The sequence below is a fragment of the Streptomyces sp. CB02056 genome (genome assembly GCF_001905545.1).
In the GTDB taxonomy this organism is placed as follows: domain Bacteria; phylum Actinomycetota; class Actinomycetes; order Streptomycetales; family Streptomycetaceae; genus Kitasatospora.
On sequence record NZ_LIPD01000013.1, the window covers coordinates 75,725 to 99,359 of the forward strand.

Genomic DNA, 23,635 nt, shown 5'->3' on the forward strand with positions numbered 1-23,635 from the left:
GTGTCGGGAGTGTTCCTGCGGCGATCGTATGCGGGGGGCGGCCGTCGCGCTCCGCGACCGGGTGCCCACGGGGCGCACGAAAGAGGGCGTCAGCCCTGCCGATCGGCGGGTGCCGGTACGACCGTCGTATGGACGTGCCTTACAGTCCGTTCCGGTTGAATTGTTTCCCAGGAAACTCCCAGGAAGCGGGGTTCCGTCGGCAGAGGGGAGCGCCCGTGGGCGTCCAGCAGAGCAGGGGGCCCTGGCCGGGCACCCTGGCGGCGGGTGCCGCGCTGGTGCTCGGTGCCTGGCTCGTGCACGACGGAGGCCCGTCGCTGCCGCCCGCACCGGGGGCCGGCCAGGCCCAGGCCGGGATCACGCCGGTCTCGGTCGTCCCTCCGCTGGGCCCGTCCGCGCCGACCCGGATCCGCATCCCGGCGGTGCGCCTGGACGCCCCGGTCACCGCGCTCGGACTGGACGCGGACGGCCACCTGCAGACCCCGCCCGAGGCGGACCGCAACCTGGCGGGCTGGTACCGGGGCGGGGCCAGCCCCGGCCAGCGCGGTACCGCGATCCTGGCGGGACACGTCGACAACAAGACCGGCCCCGCGGTCTTCTATCATCTGGGCGCGCTCCGTCGGGGGGACCGGATCGAGATCGCCCGGGCGGACGGCGCCACCGCCGTCTACCAGCTCTACGCCATCGAAGTGCACGACCGAAAGGACTTCCCGGACGATCGGGTCTACCGTCAGGCCACTGACGCGCAGCTGCGGGTGATCACCTGCGGCGGCTCGTACAGCGAGGAGCACGGCTACGACGGCAACGTCGTCGCCTACGGCTTCCTGGCCGACACCACCCCGCCGGGCAAAGCCGCATGAGCACGCTGACCCTTGCCTCCCGCTGGAACCCGATCGACTGGCCGCTCACCGAGGGCCTGATCCCGCACGCCGTGCTGGCGGCCGGCTGGGCGGCGCTGATCGCGCTCGCCGTCGGCCGCGGCCGGAGCTGGTGGCGGGTCCGCCTGCCCGCCGCCCTGATCACCGCCGCGGCGCTCAGCTGGCTGCTGGACGTCGTGGTCGACGGCTGGTGGCACCCCTTCCCGGAGGGCACGCCCAAGTACGTCACCTGGTGGATAGCCATCGCCCTGACCGGGCTCTGCCTGGCCGGCTACCGGCTGCGCCGGCTCACCTGGCGGCGGCGGGGGCTCGCGCTGGGCCTGTGCGGCCTGGTGGTGCTGATGGCCTCCTCCGAGGTGAACATCGGCTTCGGCCAGTTCCCGAGCGGGCGCGTGATGCTCGCGCCGTGGCTGACCAAGACCGACGGGCTGGTCGCCGACAAGGCGGGCCAGACCGTGGCCGCCCCGCCGGGCAAGACGCTGGAGGAGGTCTGGCAGCCCCCGGCGGACCTGCCCGAGAAGGGCACCGTGTCGGTGGTGCCGATCCCCGGCACCAAGTCGGGCTTCAAGGCCCGCGACGCGTACGTCTACCTCCCGCCCGCCTACCAGGCCACCCCGCGGCCGCTGCTCCCGGTGATCGTGATGATCACCGGTCAGCCCGGCGTCCCGGGGGACTGGGTGCTCTCCGCGCAGATCAACGAGGCGCTGGACGCCTACGCCGCGGACCACGGCGGCCTCGCGCCGATCGTGGTGATGCCCGACCAGCTCGGCTCCACCTGGGCCAACACGCTCTGCCTCGACTCCAAGATCGCCAAGACCCAGACCTACCTGGCGGTGGACGTCCCCGAGTGGGTGCACCAGCACCTCCAGACGGCGGCCGGCCGGAAGTCCTGGGCGATCGGGGGCGCCTCGATGGGTGGAACCTGCGCCCTCCAGCTCGGCGTCAACGCCTCCGACGTGTACGGCACCGTCCTCGACATGTCCGGGCAGGAGGAACCGACCCTGGGCAGTCGGGAACAGACCGTCAAGGCCGCCTTCGGTGGTGACGAGAAGAAGTTCGACGCGGTCGATCCGCTCCAGGTGATGGCCCGCAAGAAGTTCCCGGACACCAACGTCGCGTTGGTCGTCGGCGAGACCGACGAGGAGTTCAGACCGCAGATGGAGAAGGTCTACCAGGCCGCGCAGGCGGCCGGAATGAAGTCCAAGTTCGAACTGATGCCGGGTGGCCACGGCTGGGTCGTCTTCCGGCCCGGCATCGCCCAGCAGCTCCCGTGGCTCGCCCAGCAGACCGGGCTGACCCGGTGACCGGGGCGGGGACGGCGCTGGCCACCGTCGGCGAGCAGCGCGGGCCGGGGCCGGACGCGGAGCGCTCGGCCGAGCGCGGCACCGACCGGGCCGACCGGGCGCCGGTCACCCGGACGCCGGAGCCGCGCCCGCAGAAGGTCCGGCGGGCGGCCGGGGTGCTCGGCGCCAGGCTGCGCTCGGCGCCGCTGACGCTGGCCCTGCTGGCCGGGCTCTGGCTGCTCGGCGCGGCCACCCGCAGCCTGGGCCACGGCCCGTCGGACCGGCTGCTGGAGCGGGCCGGCATCGGCCTGTCCACGCTGGCCGAGGGCCACTGGTGGACGCCGGTCACCTCGATGTTCTGGTGCTCGGGCCGCGGCTCGTACGTGTTCACCAGCCTGCTGCTGCTCCTGGTCGGCCCGGCCGCCGAGCACCGGCTCGGGCGGCTGCGCACCCTCGCGGTGCTGGTCGGCGGGCAGGTGGTCGGCACCCTGCTGGGCACCGGGCTGGTCGCCTTCGGCTCCTCGGCGGGGGAGCAGTGGACCGCCTCGGTGGCCGACCAGATCTCGGTCGGCCCCGGCGTCGGCGTGTTCGCGCTGGCCGGGGTCCTCGGGTACCGGCTCACCGTGCTCTGGCGCCGCCGGCTGCACCTGCTGGTGCTGCTCGTCCCGCTGGTGATGACGCTGTACGTGGGCCACCTGCAGAGCGTCCAGCGGTGCGCCGCCGCGCTGGCCGGGCTCGGCCTGGGCGCGCTGGTCAGCCGGGGCCGCCCGCACCTGCGCACGCACCGCTCCTCGCACTCGGAGACCCGGGTGCTGGTGGCGCTCTGCCTGGTCGCGGCCGCCTTCGGGCCGCTGCTGGCCTCGCTGTACGACAACGCCAGCGGGCCGTTCAACACCTTCTCCGAGCTGTACTTCTCGCACCGGCTCAGCCCGGACGAGGTGGCCGACTTCTGCGCGCAGTCGGCGCACGACTGCGCCCGGGCGCACGCCGTCGTCCGGATCTTCGACACCCCGGGCCGGATGATGGCCGCGCTGATCCCGGCGCTGCTGCTGGTGCTCGCCGAGGGGCTGCGCCGGGGGCTGCGGTTCGCCTGGCTGGTCACCGTGGCCACCGAGCTGCTCTGGGCGGCGCTGCTGTGCTGGCTCTACCTGGACGCCGGGCCGGTCAGCCGGGACGTGGTGCAGTACTTCGTCGAGGCGCTGCTGCTGCCGCTGCTGACCACCGGGCTGCTGGTGGCCACCCGCAAGCGGTTCCTGCTGCGGCTGTCCGGCCGCTCGGTGCGCCGGCTGGCCCTGGTGCTCGGCGGCGCGGCGCTCGCCTCCGCGGCCACCTACGTGGGGGTCGGGCGGCTGGTGGCCGGGGAGTTCGAGCCGGGGGCCTCCGCCCGCCGGCTGGTCGCCGGGCTGCCCGCCCAGTTCCTGCCGCCCGCGTACAACGACCTGCTGCCGGACTACCCGATCGCGGTCGGGCCGGTGGCGCGCTTCCTGGAGACGTACTGCGGGCTGGCGTTCTGGGCGGTCGCGCTGGCCGTGCTGCTGTCGGTCTTCCGCCGGCCGGTGCTGCACACCGACGCGGCGGCGGCCGCCCGCGCGCGGGCGCTGCTGGCCGAGCACGGCGGCGGGACGCTCTCGTTCATCGCCACCTGGGACGGCAACCACTACTGGTTCGACGAGGGCGGCCGGGCGGCCGTCGCCTACCGGGTGGTGGGCACCGTCGCGCTGACCACCGGCGACCCGTTCGGCGCGCCGGAGGACCGGGCCCGGGCGGTGGCCGGCTTCGCCCGGTACTGCGACGCGCGCGGCTGGACGCCGTGCTTCTACAGCGTCTGCGGCGAGACCAGGGCCGCCACCGCGCAGCTCGGCTGGCGCTCGGTGCAGGTCGCCGAGGACACCGTGGTGCCGCTGCCCGAGCTGGCCTTCACCGGCCGCAAGTGGCAGGACATCCGCACCGCCCTCAACAAGGCCGGCAAGCAGGGCATCTCCGCGGAGTGGTGGGCGTACCACGAGGCGCCGCTCGCGCTGCGGGAGCAGATTCGGGCGATCTCCGAGGAGTGGGTCTCCGAGAAGGGCCTGCCGGAGATGGGCTTCACGCTCGGCGGGCTGGAGGAGCTGGACGACCCGGACGTGCGGGTGCTGATCGCGGTGGACGAGCAGCGGGTGGTGCACGGGCTGACCAGCTGGATGCCGGTGTACGAGAACGGCGTGCCGGTCGGCTGGACGCTGGACTTCATGCGCCGGCGCTCGGACGGCTTCCGCGGCGTCAGCGAGTTCCTGATCGCCTCGGCGGCGCTCGGCTTCAAGGAGGAGGGCGCGCGCTTCCTGTCGCTGTCGGGCGCGCCGCTGGCCCGGACCGGGCAGGACGAGGAGCCCACCGGCCTGCAGCGGATGCTGGACTGGATGGGCAAGGTGCTGGAGCCGGTGTACGGCTTCCGCTCGCTGCTGGCGTTCAAGGCGAAGTTCCAGCCGGAGTACCGGCCGATGTACATGGCGTACCCCGACCCGGCCGCACTGCCCGGCATCACCAGGGCGATCGGCAAGGCGTACCTGCCGCACCTGACGGCGGCCCAGGGCGTCCGGCTGATGCGCAAGCTCTCGGGCTGACCCGCCCCTGGGGGCGCGACCGTACGGGCTTCCCGGGCCCCGGACCCGGGTCGCCGCGCGACGGACGCGGACGGACGGTTCACCACGCGGGCGGGCGCGTCACGGCCCGGAAGCACGGGGGCGCTCCCGCGGGCCGGCGCCCCCGTCAGCCGAGCAGCTGGGCGAGCGCGCGGTCGGCGTCCAGGTGCAGGTGCTCCTCGCCCTCCGGGACGACCAGCCGGCTGCGCCACAGGAAGCGGCGCAGGTCGGCGGCGTCGAACTGGAGCAGCGCGGTGCCCTCGGGCGCCCGCAGCTCGACCATGGTGCGCCGGCCGACCGCGGGCCGGACGTGGACGTCCCCGGCGCCGGACGGCAGCTCCAGACCGGCCGAGAGCAGCTGGCGCGCGAAGACCCAGACGATGTCCTCGGAGCCCCGGCGCTCGGCCGGGTCGTCCAGCGAGAACTCGGCGGGGAAGGCCATCCGGACGGCCAGCGGGTCCTCCGGCAGGTAGGAGAGCCCCACCCGCAGCCGGACGGAGCGGTGGGAGGAGAGGATCAGGCGGGCCTGGACGGTCTCTTCGACGGTGCGCACGGGCGGGGTCCCTTCGGTTCGGTGCGAGGCTGCGTGACAGCAGTGAGGGTTGCTGCGGCCTCACCCTGGTGAGAGTCCCGGGACCGGTGGTGCTTACCGGGTTCCACGAGGCAATCGGTGTGATCCGGGTCACATCGATTTCCGGCCGCGCGGGCCCGGCGCGGAGCGCCGCCTGGAGGCCCGAACGGCGCCGGACCCGGTACGCTGGGCGGGTTGTCCGATTGCCGCCCGACCGCGGGGTGAGGCCGCAAAACCGCCTCTGACCTGCGATGATCCCCCTCGGAGACCGTGAGTACTGCCGCCGCCTCCTCGATGCCGCTGTTCTCCGACGTACCGGAGCCGCAGGCGCCCGTCCGATCCGTCGGCCACGCCGCGCCCGCCGGTTCGCACCACCTCTCCCCGGCCTTCCCCGGCCGCGCCCCCTGGGGCACCGCCGGCAAGCTGCGGGCCTGGCAGCAGGGCGCGCTGGACAAGTACATCGAGACCCAGCCGCGCGACTTCCTCGCGGTCGCCACCCCGGGCGCAGGCAAGACCACCTTCGCGCTCACCCTGGCCTCGTACCTGCTGCACAACCACCTGGTGCAGCAGGTGACGGTCGTCGCACCGACCGAGCACCTGAAGAAGCAGTGGGCCGAGGCCGCCGCGCGGATAGGCATCCGGCTGGACCCGGCGTACTCCTCCGGGCCGCTCTCCCGGGACTACCACGGCATCGTGGTCACCTACGCGGGCGTCGGGGTCAACCCGATGCTGCACCGCAACCGGACCGAGGCCCGCAAGACCCTCGTGATCATGGACGAGATCCACCACGCCGGTGACTCCAAGTCCTGGGGCGAGGCCTGCTTCGAGGCCTTCGAACCGGCCACCCGCCGGCTGGCGCTGACCGGTACGCCGTTCCGCTCCGACACCAACCCGATCCCGTTCGTGGCCTACGACGCGGGCAGCGACGGCATCCGCAAGTCCATCGCCGACTACACCTACGGCTACGGGCACGCGCTCGCCGACCACGTCGTCCGCCCGGTGATCTTCCTCAGCTACAGCGGCAACATGCGCTGGCGCACCAAGTCCGGCGACGAGCTGGAGGCCCGGCTCGGCGAGCCGATGACCAAGGACCTGATCGCCCAGGCCTGGCGCACCGCGCTGTCCCCGCAGGGCGAGTGGATCCCCTCCGTCCTCCAGGCCGCCGACCGGCGCCTCACCGAGGTCCGCAAGGCGATCCCGGACGCCGGCGGACTGGTCATCGCCACCGACCAGAACGTGGCCCGCGCCTACGCCAAGATGCTGCGCGAGATCAGCGGCGAGAAGGTCACCCTGGTCCTCTCCGACGAGACCGAGGCCTCCAAGCGGATCTCCGACTACGCGGAGGGGACCTCGCGCTGGATGGTCGCCGTCCGCATGGTGTCCGAGGGCGTCGACGTGCCCCGGCTGTGCGTCGGGGTCTACGCCACCTCGATCTCCACCCCGCTGTTCTTCGCCCAGGCCGTCGGCCGCTTCGTGCGCGCCCGCAAGCGCGGCGAGACGGCCTCGGTGTTCCTGCCGACCATCCCGATGCTGCTGGGCTTCGCCAACGAGATGGAGCTCCAGCGCGACCACGTGCTGGACCGGCCGAAGAAGGAGGGCGACGGCCTCTTCGACGAGGAGGACCGGCTGCTCGCCGAGGCCGAGCGGGCCAACGACGGGCCGGACGGCGCGGGCGGCGACGAGTTCTCCTACGAGGCGCTGGGCTCCGAGGCGGTCTTCGACCGGGTCCTGTACAACGCCATGGAGTTCGGCATGCAGGCCCACCCGGGGAGCGAGGAGGAGGAGGACTACCTCGGCATCCCGGGCCTGCTGGAGCCGGACCAGGTGCAGATGCTGCTCCAGAAGCGCCAGCACCGGCAGATCCAGCGCAGCAAGACCAAGCCCGCCGAGGAGGCCGACCTGCTGGAGCTGCCGGCCGAGCAGCGGCCGGTGGTCACCCACCAGGAGCTGCGGGAGCTGCGCAAGGAGCTGAACGCGCTGGTGGCCGCCTGGCACCACCGCACCAACCAGCCGCACGGCACCATCCACAACGAGCTGCGCCGCCAGTGCGGCGGGCCGCTCACCGCGCAGGCCACCGCCAACCAGCTCAAGGCGCGGATCGTGAAGATCCGGGAGTGGGCCAACTAGTCCGGGCGGCGGCCGGCCGGGGGCGGCCGGCGGAGGGGCTTCGAAGGGCGGCGCGTCCGGTCATCGGACCGGGGGCGCGTCCGGAGCCCGACGCACCCGGCGAATCGCGGGGGTTCGTCCCGAATTCGAGGCGCTGTTGGAGTTGATCACGCCCGAATTTTGGACAACCACTTCCGTCGCGTCATTTCCTTCACTACCTTTCCCCCACGCTCTTCCGTCGGGCAACCCCCGCGGGACGGCGTCGCAGGGCCGTGCGCGTCAACGACGACGCCGTACGGCCCGAGCGCGGCCACCCCCACCTGCGCGCGACACCGACCTTGGAACGGCGCCGCCCGCCCCGCGAGCGCCGCGGAAAGGATTGCCCGTCGTGACAGCCGAGACCTCCCAGACCCTGGACCGCGGCGTCCGGGTCCTCAAGCTCCTCGCCGACTCCGAGCGCGGGCTCACCGTGACCGAGCTGGCCGCCCGGCTGGCCGTCAACCGGACCGTGGTCTACCGGCTGCTGGCCACCCTGGAGCAGCACGGCCTGGTCCGCCGGGACATCGGCGGGCGCGCCCGGGTCGGCCTCGGCGTGCTGCGCCTCGCGCACCGGGTGCACCCGCTGCTGCGCGAGGCCGCGCTGCCGGCCCTGCGCAGCCTCGCCGAGGACCTCGGCGCCACCGCCCACCTGACCCTGGTGGACGGCAACGAGGCGCTGGCCGTCGCCGTGGTCGAGCCCAGCTGGACCGACTTCCACGTCGCCTACCGGACCGGCCTGCGCCACCCGCTCACCGAGAGCGCGGCCGGCCGGGCGATCCTGGAGGCGCGCACCTTCCCCAGCCAGCGCCGGCCCGAGCAGGGCTTCGTCATCACCCGGGCGGAGGAGCAGTCCGGGGCGAGCGGGGCCGCCGCCGCGCTGGTCGGACTGAGCGGCATCGAGGGCAGCGTCGGCGTGGTGATGCTGAACGGCATGGTGCCCGAGCGGGTCGGCCCCCGGGTGGTGGAGGCGGCGACCGAGGTGGCCGACGCCCTGAGGTAGCGCCCGCACCCGGTGTCGGGTGTGTTTGGATTCCCCTTGTGTCCGACACCAAGCTCTCCAAGGCCCTCACCTCCCCGCGGACCCGCGCGCTCACGCTGTGCGGGGTGCTGGTCGCCGCGCTGTTCGGGGTGGCCGCCTTCGTCCCGCTGCCGTACACGATCACCTGGCCGGGCCTGACCGCGGACACCCTGGGCTCGTACGAGGACAAGCCGGTCCTCACGATCACGGGCGCGCCGCTGCGCACCACCGAGGGCGAGCTGCGGATGGTCACCATCACGGCGACCAACCCGGGGCAGAAGAACACCTTCTGGCGCTCGATGCAGGCCTGGTTCGACCCGAAGGAGGCCGTGCGCCCGACCGAGACGGTCTACCCGGAGAGCAACCCGGTGAAGGCCGACGAGGCGACCGCCGCGCAGATGGCCGAGTCCCAGGACGCCGCCACCGCGGCCGCGCTGAACTACCTCCGCCTGTCGCCGGACCAGGTGAAGGTCAAGGTCGACCTGGGCGCGGTCGGCGGCCCGAGCGCCGGCCAGATGCTGGCGCTGGGCATCGTCGACAAGCTGGCCGGCGACGGCAAGGGCGGCGACCTCACCGGCGGGCTCACCGTGGCCGGCACCGGCACCATCGAGGCGGACGGCACCGTCGGCCCGGTCGGCGGCGTCCCCCTGAAGACGCAGGCGGCGGCCCGGGACGGCGCGACGGTGTTCCTGCTGCCCAAGGACGAGTGCTCGGACGCCAAGGTGAACACCCCGAAGTCGCTGCGGCTGGTGCCGGTCGGCACCCTCGGCGAGGCGGTCTCCGCCCTGGAGGCGCTGAAGAGCGGCGGCAGCGTCCCGTCCTGCTGACCTCCGGCCGGCCTCGTGCGGGCCTCCGGCCGGCCGGGCGTCCCCCCGCACGGGGTCGGCCCGGCCCGCGTGGTCAGATTCCGAAGGCCACCGCGGCGAAGTCCTCGCCGAGCCGGGTGCGCAGCTCGGCGGCGATCCCGGCCAGCCGGTGGGCCTGGGCCATCGGCAGGGAGACCGAGATCGCGCCGATGCCGTTGCCCGCGACGATCGGCACCGCCGCACCCGCCGAGCCGAGCGCGTACTCCTGGAACTGGGTGATCGGGACGGCCCGCCGCGGGCCCTGGCGGGGCAGCAGCGGCAGGCAGGCCGGGTCCCGCAGGGTGTACGGGGTGAACGGCACCATCGGGTAGCGGGCCAGGTGGGCCCGGCGCTCCTCGGCGGTCATCAGGGCGAGCAGGGTCTTCCCGGCCGCGTGGGCGTGGGCGCCGACCCGCCAGCTGTGCCGGTCGATCAGCGGCGCGCCGGGGGCCTCGGCGGCCTCGATCAGCTCCACCTCGCCGTGCCGGTACCAGGTGAAGTAGACGGCGGCGGACAGCTCGTCGGCGAGCAGGCCCAGCAGGGCCCTGAGCCGGGCCCGGTCGGTGGCCGGGCCGTCGTCCCGGACCAGCCCGGTGACGGCGGGGCCGGTCAGGTAGCGGCCGCTGTGGCGCTCCAGGTAGTGGTCGTGCACCAGGGTGCGCAGCAGGTGGTAGGCGGTGCCCAGGGCGAGGTCGGTGTCCCGGGCGAGCTGCTTGGCGGTGGCGCCCTTGGGGTAGCGGGCGGCCGCCGCCAGCAGGCGCAGGGCCCGCTGGGCGGAGGCGATGAGGGTGGGGGCGGTACCGTCGGCCGCGACGGCGTTCGTCATGCGGGGGCCGACCAGGGGGAGGGCGCGGCCGCCACGGGTATCAGCGGGCCGGAGAGCGGCGCCAGGATTTGTAGAACGTTCATACATAAATCTTGCGGCCCCCGACGCCTCCTGCCTATGCCGAATCGGCGCGTGGCGTGGCGCGGACCCTCCTACTCGGCGGCGGCCTGGTCCACCAGCGGCAGGATCCGGTACGGCACCGGGTTCTCCAGCACGATCGCGGTGGACGAGCGGACGATCCCGTCGAAGCCCAGCACCCGGTCGATCACCCGCTGCAGATCGGCGTTGGACCGGGCCACGATCCGCACCAGCATGTCCCCGATCCCGGTGATGGTGTGCAGCTCCAGCACCTCCGGCACGCTCGCCAGGTGCGCCCGCACGTCCGCGCCCTGCCCCTGGGAGATCTCCAGGGTGGCGAAGGCCGTCACCGGGTAGCCGATCGCCGCCGGGTCCACCTCCGGGCCGAAGCCGCCGATCACGCCCTTGGCCTGGAGCCGGTCCAGCCGGGCCTGGACGGTGCCCCGGGCGACCTGCAGCCGGCGCGAGCACTCCAGCACCCCGATCCGGGGCTCCTCGGCGAGCAGCCGGATCAGCCGGCCGTCCAGCGGGTCGATCGTGTCGTTCGTACTGCCCACGATGGAATTCCCTTGAGGGGCAGTGGAGTTGGGGGAGCCGGGGGAGCTCGGCGAGTGGGCGGGGGGCATTCGCGGCACCGTCCTGTGGTGGGCATTCTGTACAGCGGCGCGGCCGATTCTCCCGCTCCGGGGCACAGCTTGACCAGGAGGAAACGGAACAGTTGCGCGCGGGTCGGCCCGGCGACACCCTCCAGCCACACCCCCGTGCGCAGGGCCCCACCCCCGGTGCCGGGGGCGGCCACGATGGTCCGTACGCCTACCGGGAGGGCAGTCATGACCGACACCGCCGCCGAACCCGCCCTGTTCGGGGCAGACCTCCCACCGGACCCGGCGGAGGCGGGGCCGCTGCCGATGGGCCGCGCCGACGCGGTGGTCTTCGCGGTCGCCGACGCCGAGCGGGCGGCCCGCCGCTACTGCGCCGCGCTCGGGCTGCGATGTACCGCGTACGCCGGGCCGGAGACCGGCGAGCCGGAGCTGCTCTCGTACGTGCTCGCGGCGCCGGGCACGCGGATCGTGCTCACCTCCCCGGTGCCCGCCGCCCCGCCGGGGCCCGCCGCGCCGGTGCGGACCGCCTCCCGGACCGCGCCCCGGGTGCGGACCGGCGGCCCGCGCGGCCGGGAGCTGACCGCGTACCTGGACCGGTACGGGGACGGGGTGCTGGACCTCGCGGTGAGCGTGCCGGACGTCTACTACGCCTACGACTACGCGGTGGACCGGGGCGCGCTGTCGCTGGCCGAGCCGTACGAGGCGCGGGACGACTACGGCGCGGTGGTGCTCGCCACCATCGGGGTGCCGGGCGGGACCAGGCACACGCTGGTGGACCGGGCGGGGTACGTGGGGCCGTACCTGCCGGGGTACGTGCCGTGCGACGGCCTCTGACGGGGCGTCGTGCGGCGGACCGGTTCCTGACGGTCCGCCGGAAGCGCCTCAGCGGATCGCCGTCTCCACGATCGGCGGGTGGCCGTTCCAGGAGGCGAAGACGGAGTTGGCCTCGTCGCCCCGGGTGAAGTCGACCCGCAGCCACTGGCCGTCGGTCCACACCTGCATCTGCCAGCCCGGGTCCGGGGTGGCGGAGACCAGGGTGGCCCGGTCCGGCTTCAGGTCCAGCGCGACCTTGCCGCCCGGGATCGGGTAGCTCTTCACCGTGGACGTCGTGGTGGCGGTGGGGACGGGCCGGCGGGTGGGCGGCGCGGCGGCGGTGGTGGCGGGGGCCGGGCCGTGCGGGGCGGTGGCGGTGGTGGCGGCGTTGGTGGTGCCGGTGGTCGGGGAGGCCGCCGGGGAAGGGGTCGTGGACTGTGCGGCGGAGCGCGGCTGGTCCGCGGTGGCGGGCGCGGAGTGCAGCGTGCCGTCGGCCTTCGGGGAGGGCAGCGGCAGCGCCGTGGGCCGTTCGAACGCGGCGCCGGTCAGCACCGCGTGCACGCCGAGCCAGGACAGCGCCACCGCCGCCCCGGTGGCCGCCGCCCAGGCGCCGAGCTGTACCAGTCCGTTCCGCATCGTCCGCACATCCTGCCGTATTTCCATACGGATGGAGACCGGCACCCCCGGTATTCAGCAGGGCAGTTGCACAATGTCCGGACCCACCCCCGAGGTACAGACCATTGACCGGCGATGGCGTACCGTGCAGGCCCATGGCAACAGTGCTCGTGGTCGAGGACGACCCCTTCGTACGATCCGCCCTCATCCGGCACCTGACCGACACCGGTCACGCGGTCCGCAGTGTGGGCACGGCTCTGGAGGCGCTGCGGGAGGTCGCCCAGGTCGGCTGTGACCTGGTGATCCTCGACCTCGGCCTGCCGGACCTGGACGGCAGCGAGGCGCTCAAGATGATCCGGGGCCTGACCAACGTGCCGGTGATCATCTCCACCGCCCGGGACGACGAGGCCGAGATCATCCGGCTGCTCAACGACGGCGCCGACGACTACCTGGTGAAACCTTTCTCCGGGGAGCACCTCAGCGCCCGGATGACCGCCGTGCTGCGGCGGTTCGGCAGCGGCGCGGCCCCCGTCGCCCAGGTGCTGCGGGTCGGCGGACTGGCCATCGACCTCCAGCGGCGGGAGGCCGCGCTGGACGGACGGCCGCTCGACCTGACCCGCCGTGAGTTCGACCTGCTGGCCTTCCTGGCCGCCCGGCCCGGCGTGGTGGTGCCGCGCAAGGAGATCCTCGCCGAGGTCTGGCAGCAGACCTACGGCGGCGACCAGACCATCGACGTCCACCTCTCCTGGCTGCGCCGCAAGCTCGGCGAGACCGCCTCCAACCCCCGCTACCTGCACACCGTCCGGGGCGTCGGGGTCCGACTGGAGGCCGCCGGAGGACTGCCGGAGCACCGGACATGAGGCGGTTCGGGCGCTCGCTGCGCTGGGCCCTGATCAAGGCCGCGGTGGCCGGGACCACCATGGTCGCGCTGGCCTTCCTGATCCCGCTCGGGCTGATGGTCCAACAGACCGCGCGGGACCGGGCCTTCACCGCCGCCGAACGGCAGGCCGCGGCGCTCGGGCCCGCCCTGGCCATCACCACCGACGAGGACGCGGTCAACCGGGCCCTGGCCAGTACGGACGCCGGCGGGCAGGGGCGGATGGCGGTGCACCTTCCGGCGGCCGGGCAGCCCGCCGGAGCGGGCGGCGCCGAGGCGGCGGCCGTGGGGACGGGCGGGGGCGCCCCCGGGACGGTGGCCGCGGGGACGGGCGGGGGCGGCCCTGCTGCGGCGGCCGCCGGGACCGGCGAGCCCGAGGGCCCGATGCTGGGGGAGGGGCGCGCCGCCGCGGCCGACGTGGCCACGGCCGGCGGAAAGGGCCGCTCCTTCACCGTGAAGGTGGCCGGCGGGTACGCCCTGCTCCAGCCGGTCGCGGTGGACACCGGGCGGACCGCGGTGGTCGAGGTGTTCGTGGCCGAGAGCGACCTCACCCGGGGCGTGGCCACCGCCTGGCAGGTGCTCTCCGCCGTGGCGCTCGGCCTGGTCGCCATCTCGGTGCTGGTCGCCGACCGGATGGGCAGCCGCATCGTCGCCTCCGCGCGGAAGCTCGCCGCCGCCGCCCGCTCGCTCGGCGCCGGGAACCTCGCGGTGCGGGTCCCGGTGGAGGGCCGGCTGGTCGCGGGCAGCCCGGAGGAACTGCGCGAGGCCGGCCAGGCGTTCAACACCATGGCCGACCGGGTGGTCCAACTCCTCGCCGCCGAACGGGAACTGGCCGCGGACCTGTCGCACCGGCTGCGCACCCCGCTGACCGTGCTGCGGCTCAACGCCGCCTCGCTCGGCGAGGGCGACGCGGCCGACGCCACCCGGCACGCGGTCGCCCAACTGGAGCGCGAGGTCGACCAGATCATCCGCTCGGCCCGCCGCGCCCCCGAGGACGCGCCCGTCGTCGCGGTCGGCTGCGACGCCGCCGAGGTGATCCGGGAGCGGGTCGCCTTCTGGTCGGCGCTGGCCGAGGACGAGGGGCGCCGCTGGCAGCTGGCCGGCGCCGAGCGGGCGGCGCCGGTGCCCGTCCAGCGCGGCGACCTGGCGGCCGCCGTCGACGCGCTGCTCGGCAACGTCTTCCGGCACACCGCCGTCGGCACCGCCTTCTCGGTGGACGTACTGGCCACCGACTGCTCGGTGATCGTGCTGGTCGGCGACGCCGGACCGGGGTACAGCGACCCGGCCGCCGCCCTCAAGCGCGGCGAGGGGCACGGCGGCGAGGGCTCCACCGGCCTCGGCCTGGACATCGTCCGCAAGCTCGCCGAGTCCACCGGCGGGGACCTCGCGCTTGGCCGCTCCGCGGTGCTCGGCGGCGCCGAGACCCGGCTGCGGCTGCGCACCGGGCCGCAGGAGGCGGCGCCCGCGCGGGGCGGACGGCGGCGGAGCCGGGGCGCGCTGTTCCAGAAGTGACGGCGGCTCGGGGTGGCCGGGCGCCAGGTGTGGCGGTACGGCGCCCGTGCGCTCTTCCTTAACGGCGGCCTAAGGGACCTCTACCGCTCGCTCAGCCCGCCCGCCGCGCCCCCGGCCCACCGCTAGCGTCGGTCGCGCCGACCTCCACCCCGGCGCCGACCCCACCCCGGCCGTCACCCCCACGGCGACCGGTGTGCCCGTTCCCCCGGTCGGCGCCGGGGCCGGACACACCCTGTGCGTGGACACCCCGCTCCACCCGCCGTACGACCTGGTCGCAGGGGCCAAGGCCCATGCCGACGCGACGTGCTCCAGCGTCGTCCAGCAGCAGGTGGACTTCACCCGGGCCCTGGGGGCGTACAAGGGCTGAAGGTTGTGATCGCGTGATCGCCTGATTCCCGGCCCTGGCCGTCCGTGCCCCGCTCGCGGCGGAGGACGGCTGGTCAGGGCCGGTTCGTCACGCCGGGTAGTCGATCGTGTCCGGTTCCGCCCGGGCGGCATCCGGTATCGTCGCTGGTTGGCCCAGCCGTGGACGGAGTGGACAGTGACAGCGGTGCAAGACGAGCGCAGCCCGGTGCGGACCGCACCCGACCCCTCGCCCGCCCCCCTGTCGGACCGGCTGCGCCGGGCCCTCGGCGCCCCCGTCCGGGCGCTGCGCGAGGCCCCCCGCCGCCCGCTGCTGGCGGCCTCCGCCGTCGCGCTGCTGTCCCTGCTGGTGTACGCGGTGGTCCGCCACTTCGTGCACACCTCGATGGTGGACATGATCGTCTACCGGGCCGAGGGCGCCGCCGTGGCCAACGGCACCGACCTGTACGCGCTGCGCGTCACCGAGTGGAACCTGCCCGCGACCTACCCGCCGTTCGCGGCGATGCTGTTCGTCCCGACCACCTGGTTCCCGGTGCCCTTCCTCCGGGTGGCGATCACTCTCGGCAACATCGGGCTGCTCGCCCTGCTGACCCACCTGTCCTTCAAGCTGGCCGGGTGGCCGCGCCGCGAGCTGCGGCCGATCGGCGTGATCCTGGTGACCGGCCTCGGGGTCTGGCTCGAACCGGTCTTCACCACGCTCCGTTACGGCCAGATCAACCTCGCGCTGGCCTGCCTGATCCTCTGGGACCTCACCCGTCCGGACGGGCGGCGGAGCAAGGGCGTGGCGATCGGCATCGCCGCCGGCATCAAGCTCACCCCCGGCCTGTTCGCCGTCTACCTGCTGGTCACCGGACGGATCCGGGCCGCCTTCGTGGCCGGCCTCACCTTCCTCGGCACCTTCCTGCTCGGCGCCCTGGTCCTGCCCGACGCCACCTGGGGCTTCTGGACCAAGTACCTCTACGACTCCTCCCGGGTCGGCAAGACCTGGATCGTCGACAACCAGTCGATGCGCGGCGCCTTCGCCCGCCTGCTGCACAGCGCCGACCCCGGCACCGTCGCCACCCTCGGCGCCGGCCTGGTCGCGGTGGCCGGCCTCGCCGTCGCCGCCTGGGCCGCGCGCAGCGGCCGCTGGCTGCCCCGGGCCGAGGCCTGGGGCGTCTGCTGCGCGGCCGTCACCGCCGTCCTGATCTCGCCGATCAGCTGGACCCACCACTGGGTCTGGTGCGTGCCGATGCTCGTCCTGCTCGCCGCCGAGGCCTCGGTCGAGCACGCCCGCCCGGCCGGCGTCCGCCGACTGCGCTGGCGGGCCGCCTTCTGGGCCACGCTGGTCGCCTTCCTGTCCTTCGCGATGTGGGCCGCGAAGCCGGTCGGCCTGGCCGTCCTCGACATGTCACCGTGGCGCCAGCTGCCGACCTCCGTCTACCCGTGGGTCGGACTCTGCTTCCTGCTCGCCGCCGCCGTCCGGATAAGGGCCCGACGGCGCTCGGCCGGCGCGCCGCTGGTCCGGCTGCCCGGACAGCGGGAGACCGGCGGCCCGGACGCCGCCCGCGGTCGTCAGCAGGCCCCCGCGGCCCGCTGAGCCGGCGGGGGCGCCGCTCCTGCTTCCCTGTTCCCGCGCTTGCCGTTCCTGCCGAGCCCGCTGCCCGTGCTCGTGGTCGCGGCCGCGGTCGTGGCCGTGCTCTCGCGGGTGTCCGTGTTCGTGTCGCTGCTGCTGTCCGTGCCGGTGCACGCTGCGGCGCACGCCTACGCGAGCAGCTCGGCGAGCGAGCCGTCCATGTCCAGCGCGGCCAGCTCGCTGCCCGGCGGGACCAGCCGGTGCGCCCGCTCCAGCCAGGCCGCGACGATCGGCAGCGGGGCCTCCAGCAGGGCGTCCCCGGCGGGCGAGCTCAGGGCCAGACAGAGCACGCTGCGCCGGCCCGAGCGGGTCGGCCAGATCCGGACGTCGCCCTGGCCGCACGGGCGGAAGGTGCCCTCGACCAGCAGCTCGCGGGCGAACACCCAGGTCACCGGGGAACCGGTGTCCAGGTGGAAGGTGATGTACACGGCGTACGGGTCGTGGCTGCCGTAGGACAGTCGGGCCGGGACGGGGACGCTGTGCTCCGGCGAGAGCACCAGGTTGAGCTCCAGCTCGTGCTCGACGACGCTGACGGGACGCTCCATGATCGTCTTCCTCTCTGCCTTCGGGCGGTGCCCGGTTCCGGGCCCCTGTGACCTTTGAGAGGGCGGTCCGCACCGGCTCTTACACACGTTTCCGGGATTTCTTCGGGAAGTTTGGTGAGGGGTGGTGAACGGCGGGTGGCACGGCGCGCGGGCCATCGTCGTGCGCTGGGTTCCTTACCTTGAGCCACCCTCCGCTGTCCGGGGATTCGCGAACCTTCCGTCACGGCTTCGATGAGGTACTACCCTTTGTGACTGCCCGGCGACTGTCCGCCCATCGGTGGCTCCCCCACGCGCGCCGAACGCCGGGCGCGCGCCTGGTCGTGCGCGCGGGGGGACGCGTCTGCGGTGGTCGGGCCCGGTCGGCCCGCACCGTCCTCGTCAGGCCCTGCCAGGAAAGAAGACCCCCATGACGGACCGCCCCTTCGCCGCCGCCGGCGACCCGGCCGTCGCACCCGAGCCCGGCTACTACCCCGACCCCTCCATTCCCGGCTTCATCCGGTACTGGGGCGGCTCGGCCTGGGTGCCCGGCACCAGTCGGCCCGCGCCCGCCGAGGGCGAGATGCCGGCGCCGCCCCGGTACGCGACCCGCCCTCCCGTCCCGGGCGGACCGGCGGCGCGGGCGGTGCCGCCGCCGGTGGTGCTGCTGGAGGCGGTGGCGCCGGAGGCGGGGTGTGCGGGGCCGGCGGCCCCGGAACCGGCGGCTCCGGAGCCGGTGGCCCTGGGGGCGGTGCCGCTGGGGTCGGTTCCCCCGGGGTCGGCGCCTTCCGGGGTGGCGCCCCCGGGGTCCGTGGCGGAGATGCGGGGCGGGCTGCCGGCGGGTGGGGGCGACACCGGGCCGGTGTACTTCGACCAGACCTCGGGCGGGGCGTCCTTCGTGCTCGGGCCGCGGGTGGCGGAGGTGATCGGCGGGCCGGTGTTCCGGACGGTCGACGGGCCGGGGGTGCTGTCGGGGGTTTCGCCGGGGGTGCCGTTCGGGGGGTCCTCCGGGGCGCCGTCCGGGGGGCCGTCGGGTTTCGCCGGCGCCGAGCCGCCCGGGGTCGTGGACGCGCCGGTGGCCTTCGGTGCGGTGCCCGAGGCGGCCCCGGTTCCGGGGCTGGGGCTGGGCCCGGCTCCGGCCGCCGCTCCGGTCGCCGGGGATTTCGAGTCCGGCTGGCAGGCCGATCCGCGGGCGCAGCGGGGCCTGATGGAGACGGGCGACGCGCCGCGTTGGGTCTCCTGGGGGGTGCTTCCGGAGGCGCCCGACGCGGAACAGGGGCGTGCGGAGCCCGAGCGTGCTCCGATTGCCGCGGAACTGGCCGCCGCCGGCTCTCCCGCCGTGGCGGTGGCGGTGCGGGAGGCCCCGGTGCCGGCCGTCCTGGCCTCGGGCCCGGTGCCGGTGGTCGGCGAGGAGATGCTCCGGAGCCCGCTTCAGGCCCCGGTCCCGGTTCCGGCCGCGACCGCGGCCGCCTCGAAGCCCCTGGCCGCGGCGGCGGCGACCGCCTCCGCCCACGCCGCTCCGCTGCCCGCCGTACGGGCGGTCCGGGAGACCGCCGTCCAGCCCCGCCCGTCCGCCGCCACCCCCGTCCCCGCGCCCTCCCGGGCCGCCCGGACCACCCGGGACGCCCGGACCTCCCGGGCCGCCCGGACCTCCCGGGACGCCCGGACCACCCGGATCCCCGGGCCGGCCGGCCTCGGCCGCCGACTGGCGGCGCGGACGGTGGACACCGCCGTGCTGCTGGTGGTCGCGGTCGCCGCCGGGATCCCGCTCGGCAACTCGGTCTCCGACCACCTCCGGCAGAAGGTCGACCAGGCCCGGATGGCCAGCGCTCTCGCCCGGCGTCAGGTCCAGGTCTGGCTGGTGGACGACGTGGTGCTGGGGAAGATCGCCGTGCTGATCGGCATCCTGCTGTTCGTCAGCCTGCTCTACGAGGTGCTGCCGGTCGCCCGCACCGGACAGACCTTCGGCAAGCGGATCGTCCGGATCCGCGTGGTGGACGCCGCCGCCCCCGCGGCCCGCACCAGGCTGAGCCTCGGCCGCTCGCTGCTCCGCTGGGCCGTGCGGCAGCTGGGCGCGGTGCTGCTGCTCGGCCTGGTCTGGCCGGTGTTCGACCGTACGGCGCGGCGGGGCTGGCAGGACCGCGCGGCCCGGACCCGGGTGGTGCGCGGCTGAGGGCCGGTAGAGCTCGGTGCAAAACGGACAAAATGTCCCGAACATCGAGAATGTGTGATGTTCTACTCGGGGGCATGAGCACCCACGACCCCTCAGGCCCCCAGCCGGAGGGGGGCGGTACGCCCTCCTTCGACAAGCAGCCCCCGCAGCCGGGCGGCGGCACGCCGGAAGGCGAGCCGTCGGGCCCGACCCCGTCCCACGACCCGTCCGGTGACTCGTCCGGTGACCGGTCCGGCGGCCCCGGCGCCTACCAGGGCACCTACGGCGGAAGCCCGTACGGCGAACCGACCCCCGGTCAGAACCCGTACGGCCAGAACCCGTACGACCAGCCGCCGCCCGGCCACGGCACCGGCTACGGCCCCGGCGCGTACGGCACCCCCGGCGGCGGCCCCGTCCCCGGCATGCCGCCGATCGGCACCTGGCCCAAGCGGTTCCTCGCCCGGCTGATCGACTACCTCCTGATGCAGGCCGTCGGCGTGATCATCGTGGGCCCCTTCACCGACCTCAGCACGCGCAACGGCTCCACCGAGGCGTTCTGGCTCGGCTGCGCCATCTACCTCGTCTACGAGGCCCTGATGCTCAGCCGGGACGGCCAGACCCTCGGCAAGAAGGCGATGAAGATCCGCGTCGCCATGCTCGTCGACGGGAACAAGCCCACCCAGTCCGCCGCCTGGACCCGCGCCGCCGTCTTCATCCTCCCGGCCGTGCTCTGCTGCGCCGCGCTCTGGTGGATCGTCGACGGCCTCTTCGGCGTCTTCGACAAGCCCTACCGGCAGTGCCTGCACGACAAGGCCGCGAAGACCGTGGTGGTCACCACGGAGGTCTGAGCGGCGCGGCGGGACGCGCCCGCGCCCGGCGGCGGATCAGCGCTGCCGGGCGTACGCGTGCCCGGCAGCGGTCGCGGTGGGGCGCGGCGGGGCGGCCGGGGCCCCGGAGCCCGACGCCACGGTGGCGGACCTGGCCGCGGCGGCGGACATCGAAAGCACCGTCACCACGGTGCCGAGCGCCAGCGCGAACCCCACCAGCACCACGACCGCCAGGACGCCCGAGGCGCCCGAGACGGCCAGCAGTGCCACCGTGGTGGCGACGACGGTGAACGAGCCGAGGCAGGCCTGGGCGACGGAGGGGCGCGGCATGGCGGGGGTCCTTCGCACGTCGGGGGAAACGGGCGGGAGTGGAGCCGGTTCCAGTGGTGCTACCCCGCGGGGAGGACGGGTACGTCCAGGCTAGCCCCCGGAGGCGGGGGCACAGGGGGCGCACGGGCTCACCCCGGGGTCGTCCGGCCCGCTCGGTACGGTGAGACCGGCGCCTGCCACGCACTGTCGCTGAGCACGTATCACCGAGCACCACGTACCCGGGGGAACCGACCATGCCCATCCCCGCCGACTGGCCCACCACCGAGGCCGAGGCACTCGCCGAACAGGAGCGGCTGCGCCCGCTCGTCCAGCCCCACGACGACCCGGGCCGGGACCCCGCCGCCCCCGGCACCCTGATCGCCGGTGTGGACGTCGCCTACGACGACGAACACGACCTCGTCGCCGCCGCGGCCGTCCTGCTCGACCGCGACACCCTGGACGTCGTCGAACAGGCCACCGCCGTCGGCCGGATCGCCTTCCCGTACGTCCCCGGACTGCTCGCCTTCCGCGAACTCCCCGCCGTCCTCGACGCGTTGGCCGCCCTCACCCGCACCCCCGACACCGTCGTCTGCGACGGCTACGGCCTCGCCCACCCCCGCCGCCTCGGCCTCGCCAGCCACCTCGGCATCCTCACCGGACTCCGCACCCTCGGCGTCGCCAAGACCCCCTTCACCTTCGACCACCACGAACCCGACGCACCACGCGGCTCCTGGACCCCCCTCACCGACCCCGCCACCGGCGAGGAGGTCGGCCGCGCCGTCCGCACCAGGGCCGGCGTCAAACCCGTCTTCGTCTCCGTCGGCCACCGCACCGGCCTCGACACCGCCGTCCGCACCACCCTCGACCTCGCCCGCCACTACCGCCTCCCCGAAACCACCCGGCACGCCGACTCGCTCTGCCGCCGCGCCCTCGCCGACGCCCGACGCACCGGGACGAACGCGAACTGACCATGCCCCGGGCGGGATTCGGGCCCGGTGTGTTAGACATGAGACACCGGGGCCCGGCCCCGGCCGCCAGGGGGACGGACGCACGGGGGAGGCGCCGACATGGGCACAGGAACCACCGGAACCGGATCGACCGGCGGAGCCGGACAGGGCTACCGCGTCGAGGTCGAACAGCTCCGCGCCTTCGCCGGCCAAGTACGGCTGCTGCTCGCCGACTTCCAGAAACACGCCGACGGCACCGACGCCCACGGCCGCAGCGGCATCGGCAAGACCGCCTTCGGGACCTTCGCCGAGGCCGCCGAGATCCACGGCCGCTACGGCACCATGCGGGACGCGCTGCGCGACGTCCTCAACCAGCTCCAGGAAGCCGTGAACGAGGCCCAGCAGAAGGCCGACCTCACCGCCACCAACTACGAGGAGCAGGACCAGCACACCGCCACGAAGCTCAAGCTCGGCGACGACGGCTGGTCCGTCGCCCAGCCCTCCGCGAGCAGCCAGGCCGCAGCCCAGCAGAACCGCACCCCGTCCACCCGCGGCAACGCCACCGTCTGACCGCCGCCCGCCCGCCCCGAACGGAGGCCGACCGCCCGTGGTCTACACCGACTTCACCAAGTACAGCCACGCCCAGCTCCGCACCATGGCACAGGCCCTCGACCCCGGCGCGGTGATGGCCGCCGGCGACCCCTGGCGCAAGGCCGCCGACACCCTCAAGCAGATCCGCCAGACCCTCACCAAGGCCAGCACCGAAGCCGCCACCTCCTGGGAAGGCACCACCAGCGACGCCTTCCACACCCGCATGCTCACCCTGGCCGCCAGCATCAACAACGCCGCCGCCTACGCCAACGACGCGGCCAACACCCTCCACAACACCTCCGAAGCCATGGCCAAGGCCAAGCGCGACATGCCCGAGGAACCCGGCAACTGGGACAAGGTCAAGGACACCGTCGGCGACGCCCTCTTCGGCGACGACGACGAACACATCCCCCTCGCCGACCGCAAGAAGGCCGAAGCGGCCGCCATCATGCAGACCCTCGCCATGCACTACCGCGTCGCCACCCCGGCCCTGAAGCCCCCGCCGATGACGAACCAGCGTGTCGACAAGCCCGTTGAGCAGGGATCACAGGACGACCCTGGCAACGCCGCGGCGATGGCGGCGGCGGTCATGTCGGGTACCTCGCTCGGAGCCGGGGGAACGTCCGCGCGGACCGCACCCGCCCCCGGGCCGCAGCGTCCGCAGTCCTCCCAGCCTCCGATGGCGGCCGGCTCCTCGGCCAGGAACGCGGCTGTCGCGACCGACTCCGGCATCAAGGGTGGTACGGCGCAAGCCCTGTCGAAGCCGTCGAGCACGGTGGGTCGCGGTCCCGAAGCGGGTATTTCCGGCACTCCGGTGTCCCGTCCGAGCGGTAGCGTGCCGACGCCTCCCACTTCGGGCACCCAGACCTCCGGCCTGAGCACCGGCCCGGTCACGGGCCCCGTGACCGGGCCGGCCCCGACCGGAGGCGGGCAGACGGTCGTCGGCCCGGCCGGACCGACCGCGCAGAATCCGGTGGCCCTGCCCGGGATCGGGAACGGCAGGCCCGGATACGGAGGCAGCGGGTCCACCAGTGGCGAGACACCGGTGCAGGGCGTGAGCCCGCGGGCGGGCCGGGCTGTCGCAGGTGGTGGCGGTGAGGTCAATCCGGGCTTCGGAGCCGGCGGCCGTGGAGCCACCGGAGGCAAGCAGACCGGTGCGCCTCAGGGCCGACCAGGCGGTTCCGTCCGAGGGGCGACGCCGCCCGATGCCGGGGCACACGGCAAGCAGGCGTTCACGGAAGGCGGGTCCGGGCTGGGAGTGCGGAACCGCCTCAGGGGCGAGTCCGGCGTCGCAGGTGCGAACGGCATGTCTCCTGGTATCCCGCTGACCGGTACCCAGGGACGCAAGAAGGAACGGGAGAAGGACGGCAAGCGGCCGGACTACCTCGTCGAGGACGAGGAGACCTGGGCGTCGGACAAGCCGACCAACCCGAACGTGGTGGAATGAGGCCGGTCCGTAGGCGGACTGGTGATCTGATCGCATCCCGCAGGTCGGTGGCCTGCGGGATGCCTCGCTGAGTGGGGTGACCGGGTTTGACGAGCCGCTGGTTGGCGCGTGGTACGGCGGTCCTTGCTGCCGGGGCACTGGTCTGGGGTGTTGCCGGGCCGGCGGCCTTGGCCGATCAGGTCAGG

The 23,635-nt window shown here is 74.5% G+C and carries 22 protein-coding genes; 16 read left to right on the forward strand and 6 right to left on the reverse strand.

Features of this window, described 5'->3' with window-relative positions; all coding sequences use genetic code 11:
- Positions 1-215: 215 nt before the first annotated feature.
- The 3 genes from AMK13_RS30875 to AMK13_RS30885 are packed head-to-tail and all read left to right on the forward strand — an operon-like array spanning position 216 to position 4,758.
- Positions 216-857, forward strand: coding sequence for a class F sortase (locus AMK13_RS30875; protein WP_049656930.1), 642 nt, complete (start codon positions 216-218; stop codon positions 855-857).
- A complete protein-coding gene (locus AMK13_RS30880) occupies positions 854-2,179 on the forward strand; it encodes an alpha/beta hydrolase (protein WP_074005028.1) in 1,326 nt (441 codons plus the stop codon). Before AMK13_RS30875 ends, AMK13_RS30880 begins: the two co-directional genes overlap by 4 nt.
- Entirely contained in the window at positions 2,146-4,758 is a 2,613-nt protein-coding gene (locus tag AMK13_RS30885) for a rhomboid family intramembrane serine protease (RefSeq protein WP_143204677.1), read from the forward strand. Before AMK13_RS30880 ends, AMK13_RS30885 begins: the two co-directional genes overlap by 34 nt.
- A 145-nt stretch (positions 4,759-4,903) precedes the next feature.
- Here the strand turns inward: AMK13_RS30885 and AMK13_RS30890 are convergent, their stop codons facing one another.
- A complete protein-coding gene (locus AMK13_RS30890) occupies positions 4,904-5,329 on the reverse strand; it encodes an SsgA family sporulation/cell division regulator (protein WP_049654781.1) in 426 nt (141 codons plus the stop codon).
- Between the two features lie 312 nt (positions 5,330-5,641).
- Here AMK13_RS30890 and AMK13_RS30895 point away from each other — a divergent pair, with 312 nt between their 5' ends.
- The 3 genes from AMK13_RS30895 (at position 5,642) to AMK13_RS30905 (ending at position 9,337) form a co-directional block, all read left to right on the forward strand.
- Positions 5,642-7,474: a DEAD/DEAH box helicase gene (locus AMK13_RS30895; protein ID WP_074005029.1), complete on the forward strand. Its 1,833-nt coding sequence runs from the start codon at positions 5,642-5,644 to the stop codon at positions 7,472-7,474.
- 367 nt (positions 7,475-7,841) lie between these two features.
- Complete coding sequence (locus tag AMK13_RS30900; RefSeq protein ID WP_049654777.1) at positions 7,842-8,492, forward strand: IclR family transcriptional regulator; 651 nt, start codon at positions 7,842-7,844, stop codon at positions 8,490-8,492.
- A 38-nt stretch (positions 8,493-8,530) separates the two neighbouring features.
- Positions 8,531-9,337, forward strand: a complete 807-nt coding sequence (locus tag AMK13_RS30905; protein WP_074005030.1) for a S16 family serine protease — start codon at positions 8,531-8,533, stop codon at positions 9,335-9,337.
- Positions 9,338-9,410: 73 nt separating this feature from the next.
- Here the strand turns inward: AMK13_RS30905 and AMK13_RS30910 are convergent, their stop codons facing one another.
- Together AMK13_RS30910 and AMK13_RS30915 are read right to left on the reverse strand one after the other, a co-directional pair.
- Entirely contained in the window at positions 9,411-10,181 is a 771-nt protein-coding gene (locus AMK13_RS30910) for a helix-turn-helix domain-containing protein (RefSeq protein ID WP_049654774.1), read from the reverse strand.
- Between the two features lie 152 nt (positions 10,182-10,333).
- A complete protein-coding gene (locus AMK13_RS30915; RefSeq protein ID WP_181970601.1) occupies positions 10,334-10,816 on the reverse strand; it encodes an Lrp/AsnC family transcriptional regulator in 483 nt (160 codons plus the stop codon).
- A 273-nt stretch (positions 10,817-11,089) separates the two neighbouring features.
- Here AMK13_RS30915 and AMK13_RS30920 point away from each other — a divergent pair, with 273 nt between their 5' ends.
- Positions 11,090-11,695: a VOC family protein gene (locus tag AMK13_RS30920; RefSeq protein ID WP_074005031.1), complete on the forward strand. Its 606-nt coding sequence runs from the start codon at positions 11,090-11,092 to the stop codon at positions 11,693-11,695.
- 48 nt (positions 11,696-11,743) lie between these two features.
- Here AMK13_RS30920 and AMK13_RS43085 read toward each other — a convergent pair whose 3' ends face one another.
- A complete protein-coding gene (locus AMK13_RS43085) occupies positions 11,744-12,310 on the reverse strand; it encodes a hypothetical protein (protein WP_074005032.1) in 567 nt (188 codons plus the stop codon).
- Between the two features lie 134 nt (positions 12,311-12,444).
- Between AMK13_RS43085 and AMK13_RS30930 the strand changes: the two genes are divergently transcribed.
- From AMK13_RS30930 to AMK13_RS30940, 4 genes are all read left to right on the forward strand, one after another.
- Entirely contained in the window at positions 12,445-13,149 is a 705-nt protein-coding gene (locus tag AMK13_RS30930; protein ID WP_074005033.1) for a response regulator transcription factor, read from the forward strand.
- Positions 13,146-14,678 (forward strand): sensor histidine kinase, encoded by a 1,533-nt coding sequence (locus AMK13_RS30935; protein WP_074005034.1) that lies wholly within the window; start codon positions 13,146-13,148, stop codon positions 14,676-14,678. Before AMK13_RS30930 ends, AMK13_RS30935 begins: the two co-directional genes overlap by 4 nt.
- A 193-nt stretch (positions 14,679-14,871) precedes the next feature.
- On the forward strand, positions 14,872-15,045 hold the full coding sequence (locus tag AMK13_RS43770) for a hypothetical protein (RefSeq protein ID WP_158077763.1): 174 nt from the start codon (positions 14,872-14,874) through the stop codon (positions 15,043-15,045).
- A gap of 174 nt (positions 15,046-15,219) precedes the next feature.
- Entirely contained in the window at positions 15,220-16,620 is a 1,401-nt protein-coding gene (locus tag AMK13_RS30940; protein WP_107418900.1) for a glycosyltransferase 87 family protein, read from the forward strand.
- Positions 16,621-16,784: 164 nt separating this feature from the next.
- On the opposite strand, the gene AMK13_RS30945 is transcribed toward AMK13_RS30940, so the two are convergent.
- Positions 16,785-17,201 carry an SsgA family sporulation/cell division regulator gene (locus AMK13_RS30945; RefSeq protein ID WP_049658875.1) on the reverse strand — a complete coding sequence of 139 codons (417 nt, stop codon included), beginning with the start codon at positions 17,199-17,201 and terminating at the stop codon, positions 16,785-16,787.
- 406 nt (positions 17,202-17,607) lie between these two features.
- On the opposite strand from AMK13_RS30945, the gene AMK13_RS30950 reads away from it, so the two are divergent.
- Both AMK13_RS30950 and AMK13_RS30955 read left to right on the forward strand, forming a co-directional pair.
- The gene (locus AMK13_RS30950) at positions 17,608-19,350 is read left to right on the forward strand and encodes an RDD family protein (protein ID WP_074005036.1); all 1,743 of its coding nucleotides are present in this window, start codon (positions 17,608-17,610) and stop codon (positions 19,348-19,350) included.
- Positions 19,351-19,424: 74 nt separating this feature from the next.
- Positions 19,425-20,177 carry an RDD family protein gene (locus tag AMK13_RS30955; RefSeq protein WP_074005037.1) on the forward strand — a complete coding sequence of 251 codons (753 nt, stop codon included), beginning with the start codon at positions 19,425-19,427 and terminating at the stop codon, positions 20,175-20,177.
- 36 nt (positions 20,178-20,213) lie between these two features.
- On the opposite strand, the gene AMK13_RS30960 is transcribed toward AMK13_RS30955, so the two are convergent.
- Positions 20,214-20,486: a hypothetical protein gene (locus tag AMK13_RS30960; RefSeq protein ID WP_074005038.1), complete on the reverse strand. Its 273-nt coding sequence runs from the start codon at positions 20,484-20,486 to the stop codon at positions 20,214-20,216.
- A gap of 233 nt (positions 20,487-20,719) precedes the next feature.
- On the opposite strand from AMK13_RS30960, the gene AMK13_RS30965 reads away from it, so the two are divergent.
- From AMK13_RS30965 to AMK13_RS30975, 3 genes are all read left to right on the forward strand, one after another.
- Positions 20,720-21,433 (forward strand): endonuclease V, encoded by a 714-nt coding sequence (locus AMK13_RS30965; protein WP_049657751.1) that lies wholly within the window; start codon positions 20,720-20,722, stop codon positions 21,431-21,433.
- 99 nt (positions 21,434-21,532) lie between these two features.
- Positions 21,533-21,982, forward strand: coding sequence for a hypothetical protein (locus AMK13_RS30970; RefSeq protein WP_049657753.1), 450 nt, complete (start codon positions 21,533-21,535; stop codon positions 21,980-21,982).
- A 115-nt stretch (positions 21,983-22,097) separates the two neighbouring features.
- The gene (locus AMK13_RS30975; RefSeq protein WP_158077764.1) at positions 22,098-23,450 is read left to right on the forward strand and encodes a hypothetical protein; all 1,353 of its coding nucleotides are present in this window, start codon (positions 22,098-22,100) and stop codon (positions 23,448-23,450) included.
- Positions 23,451-23,635 lie beyond the last annotated feature (185 nt).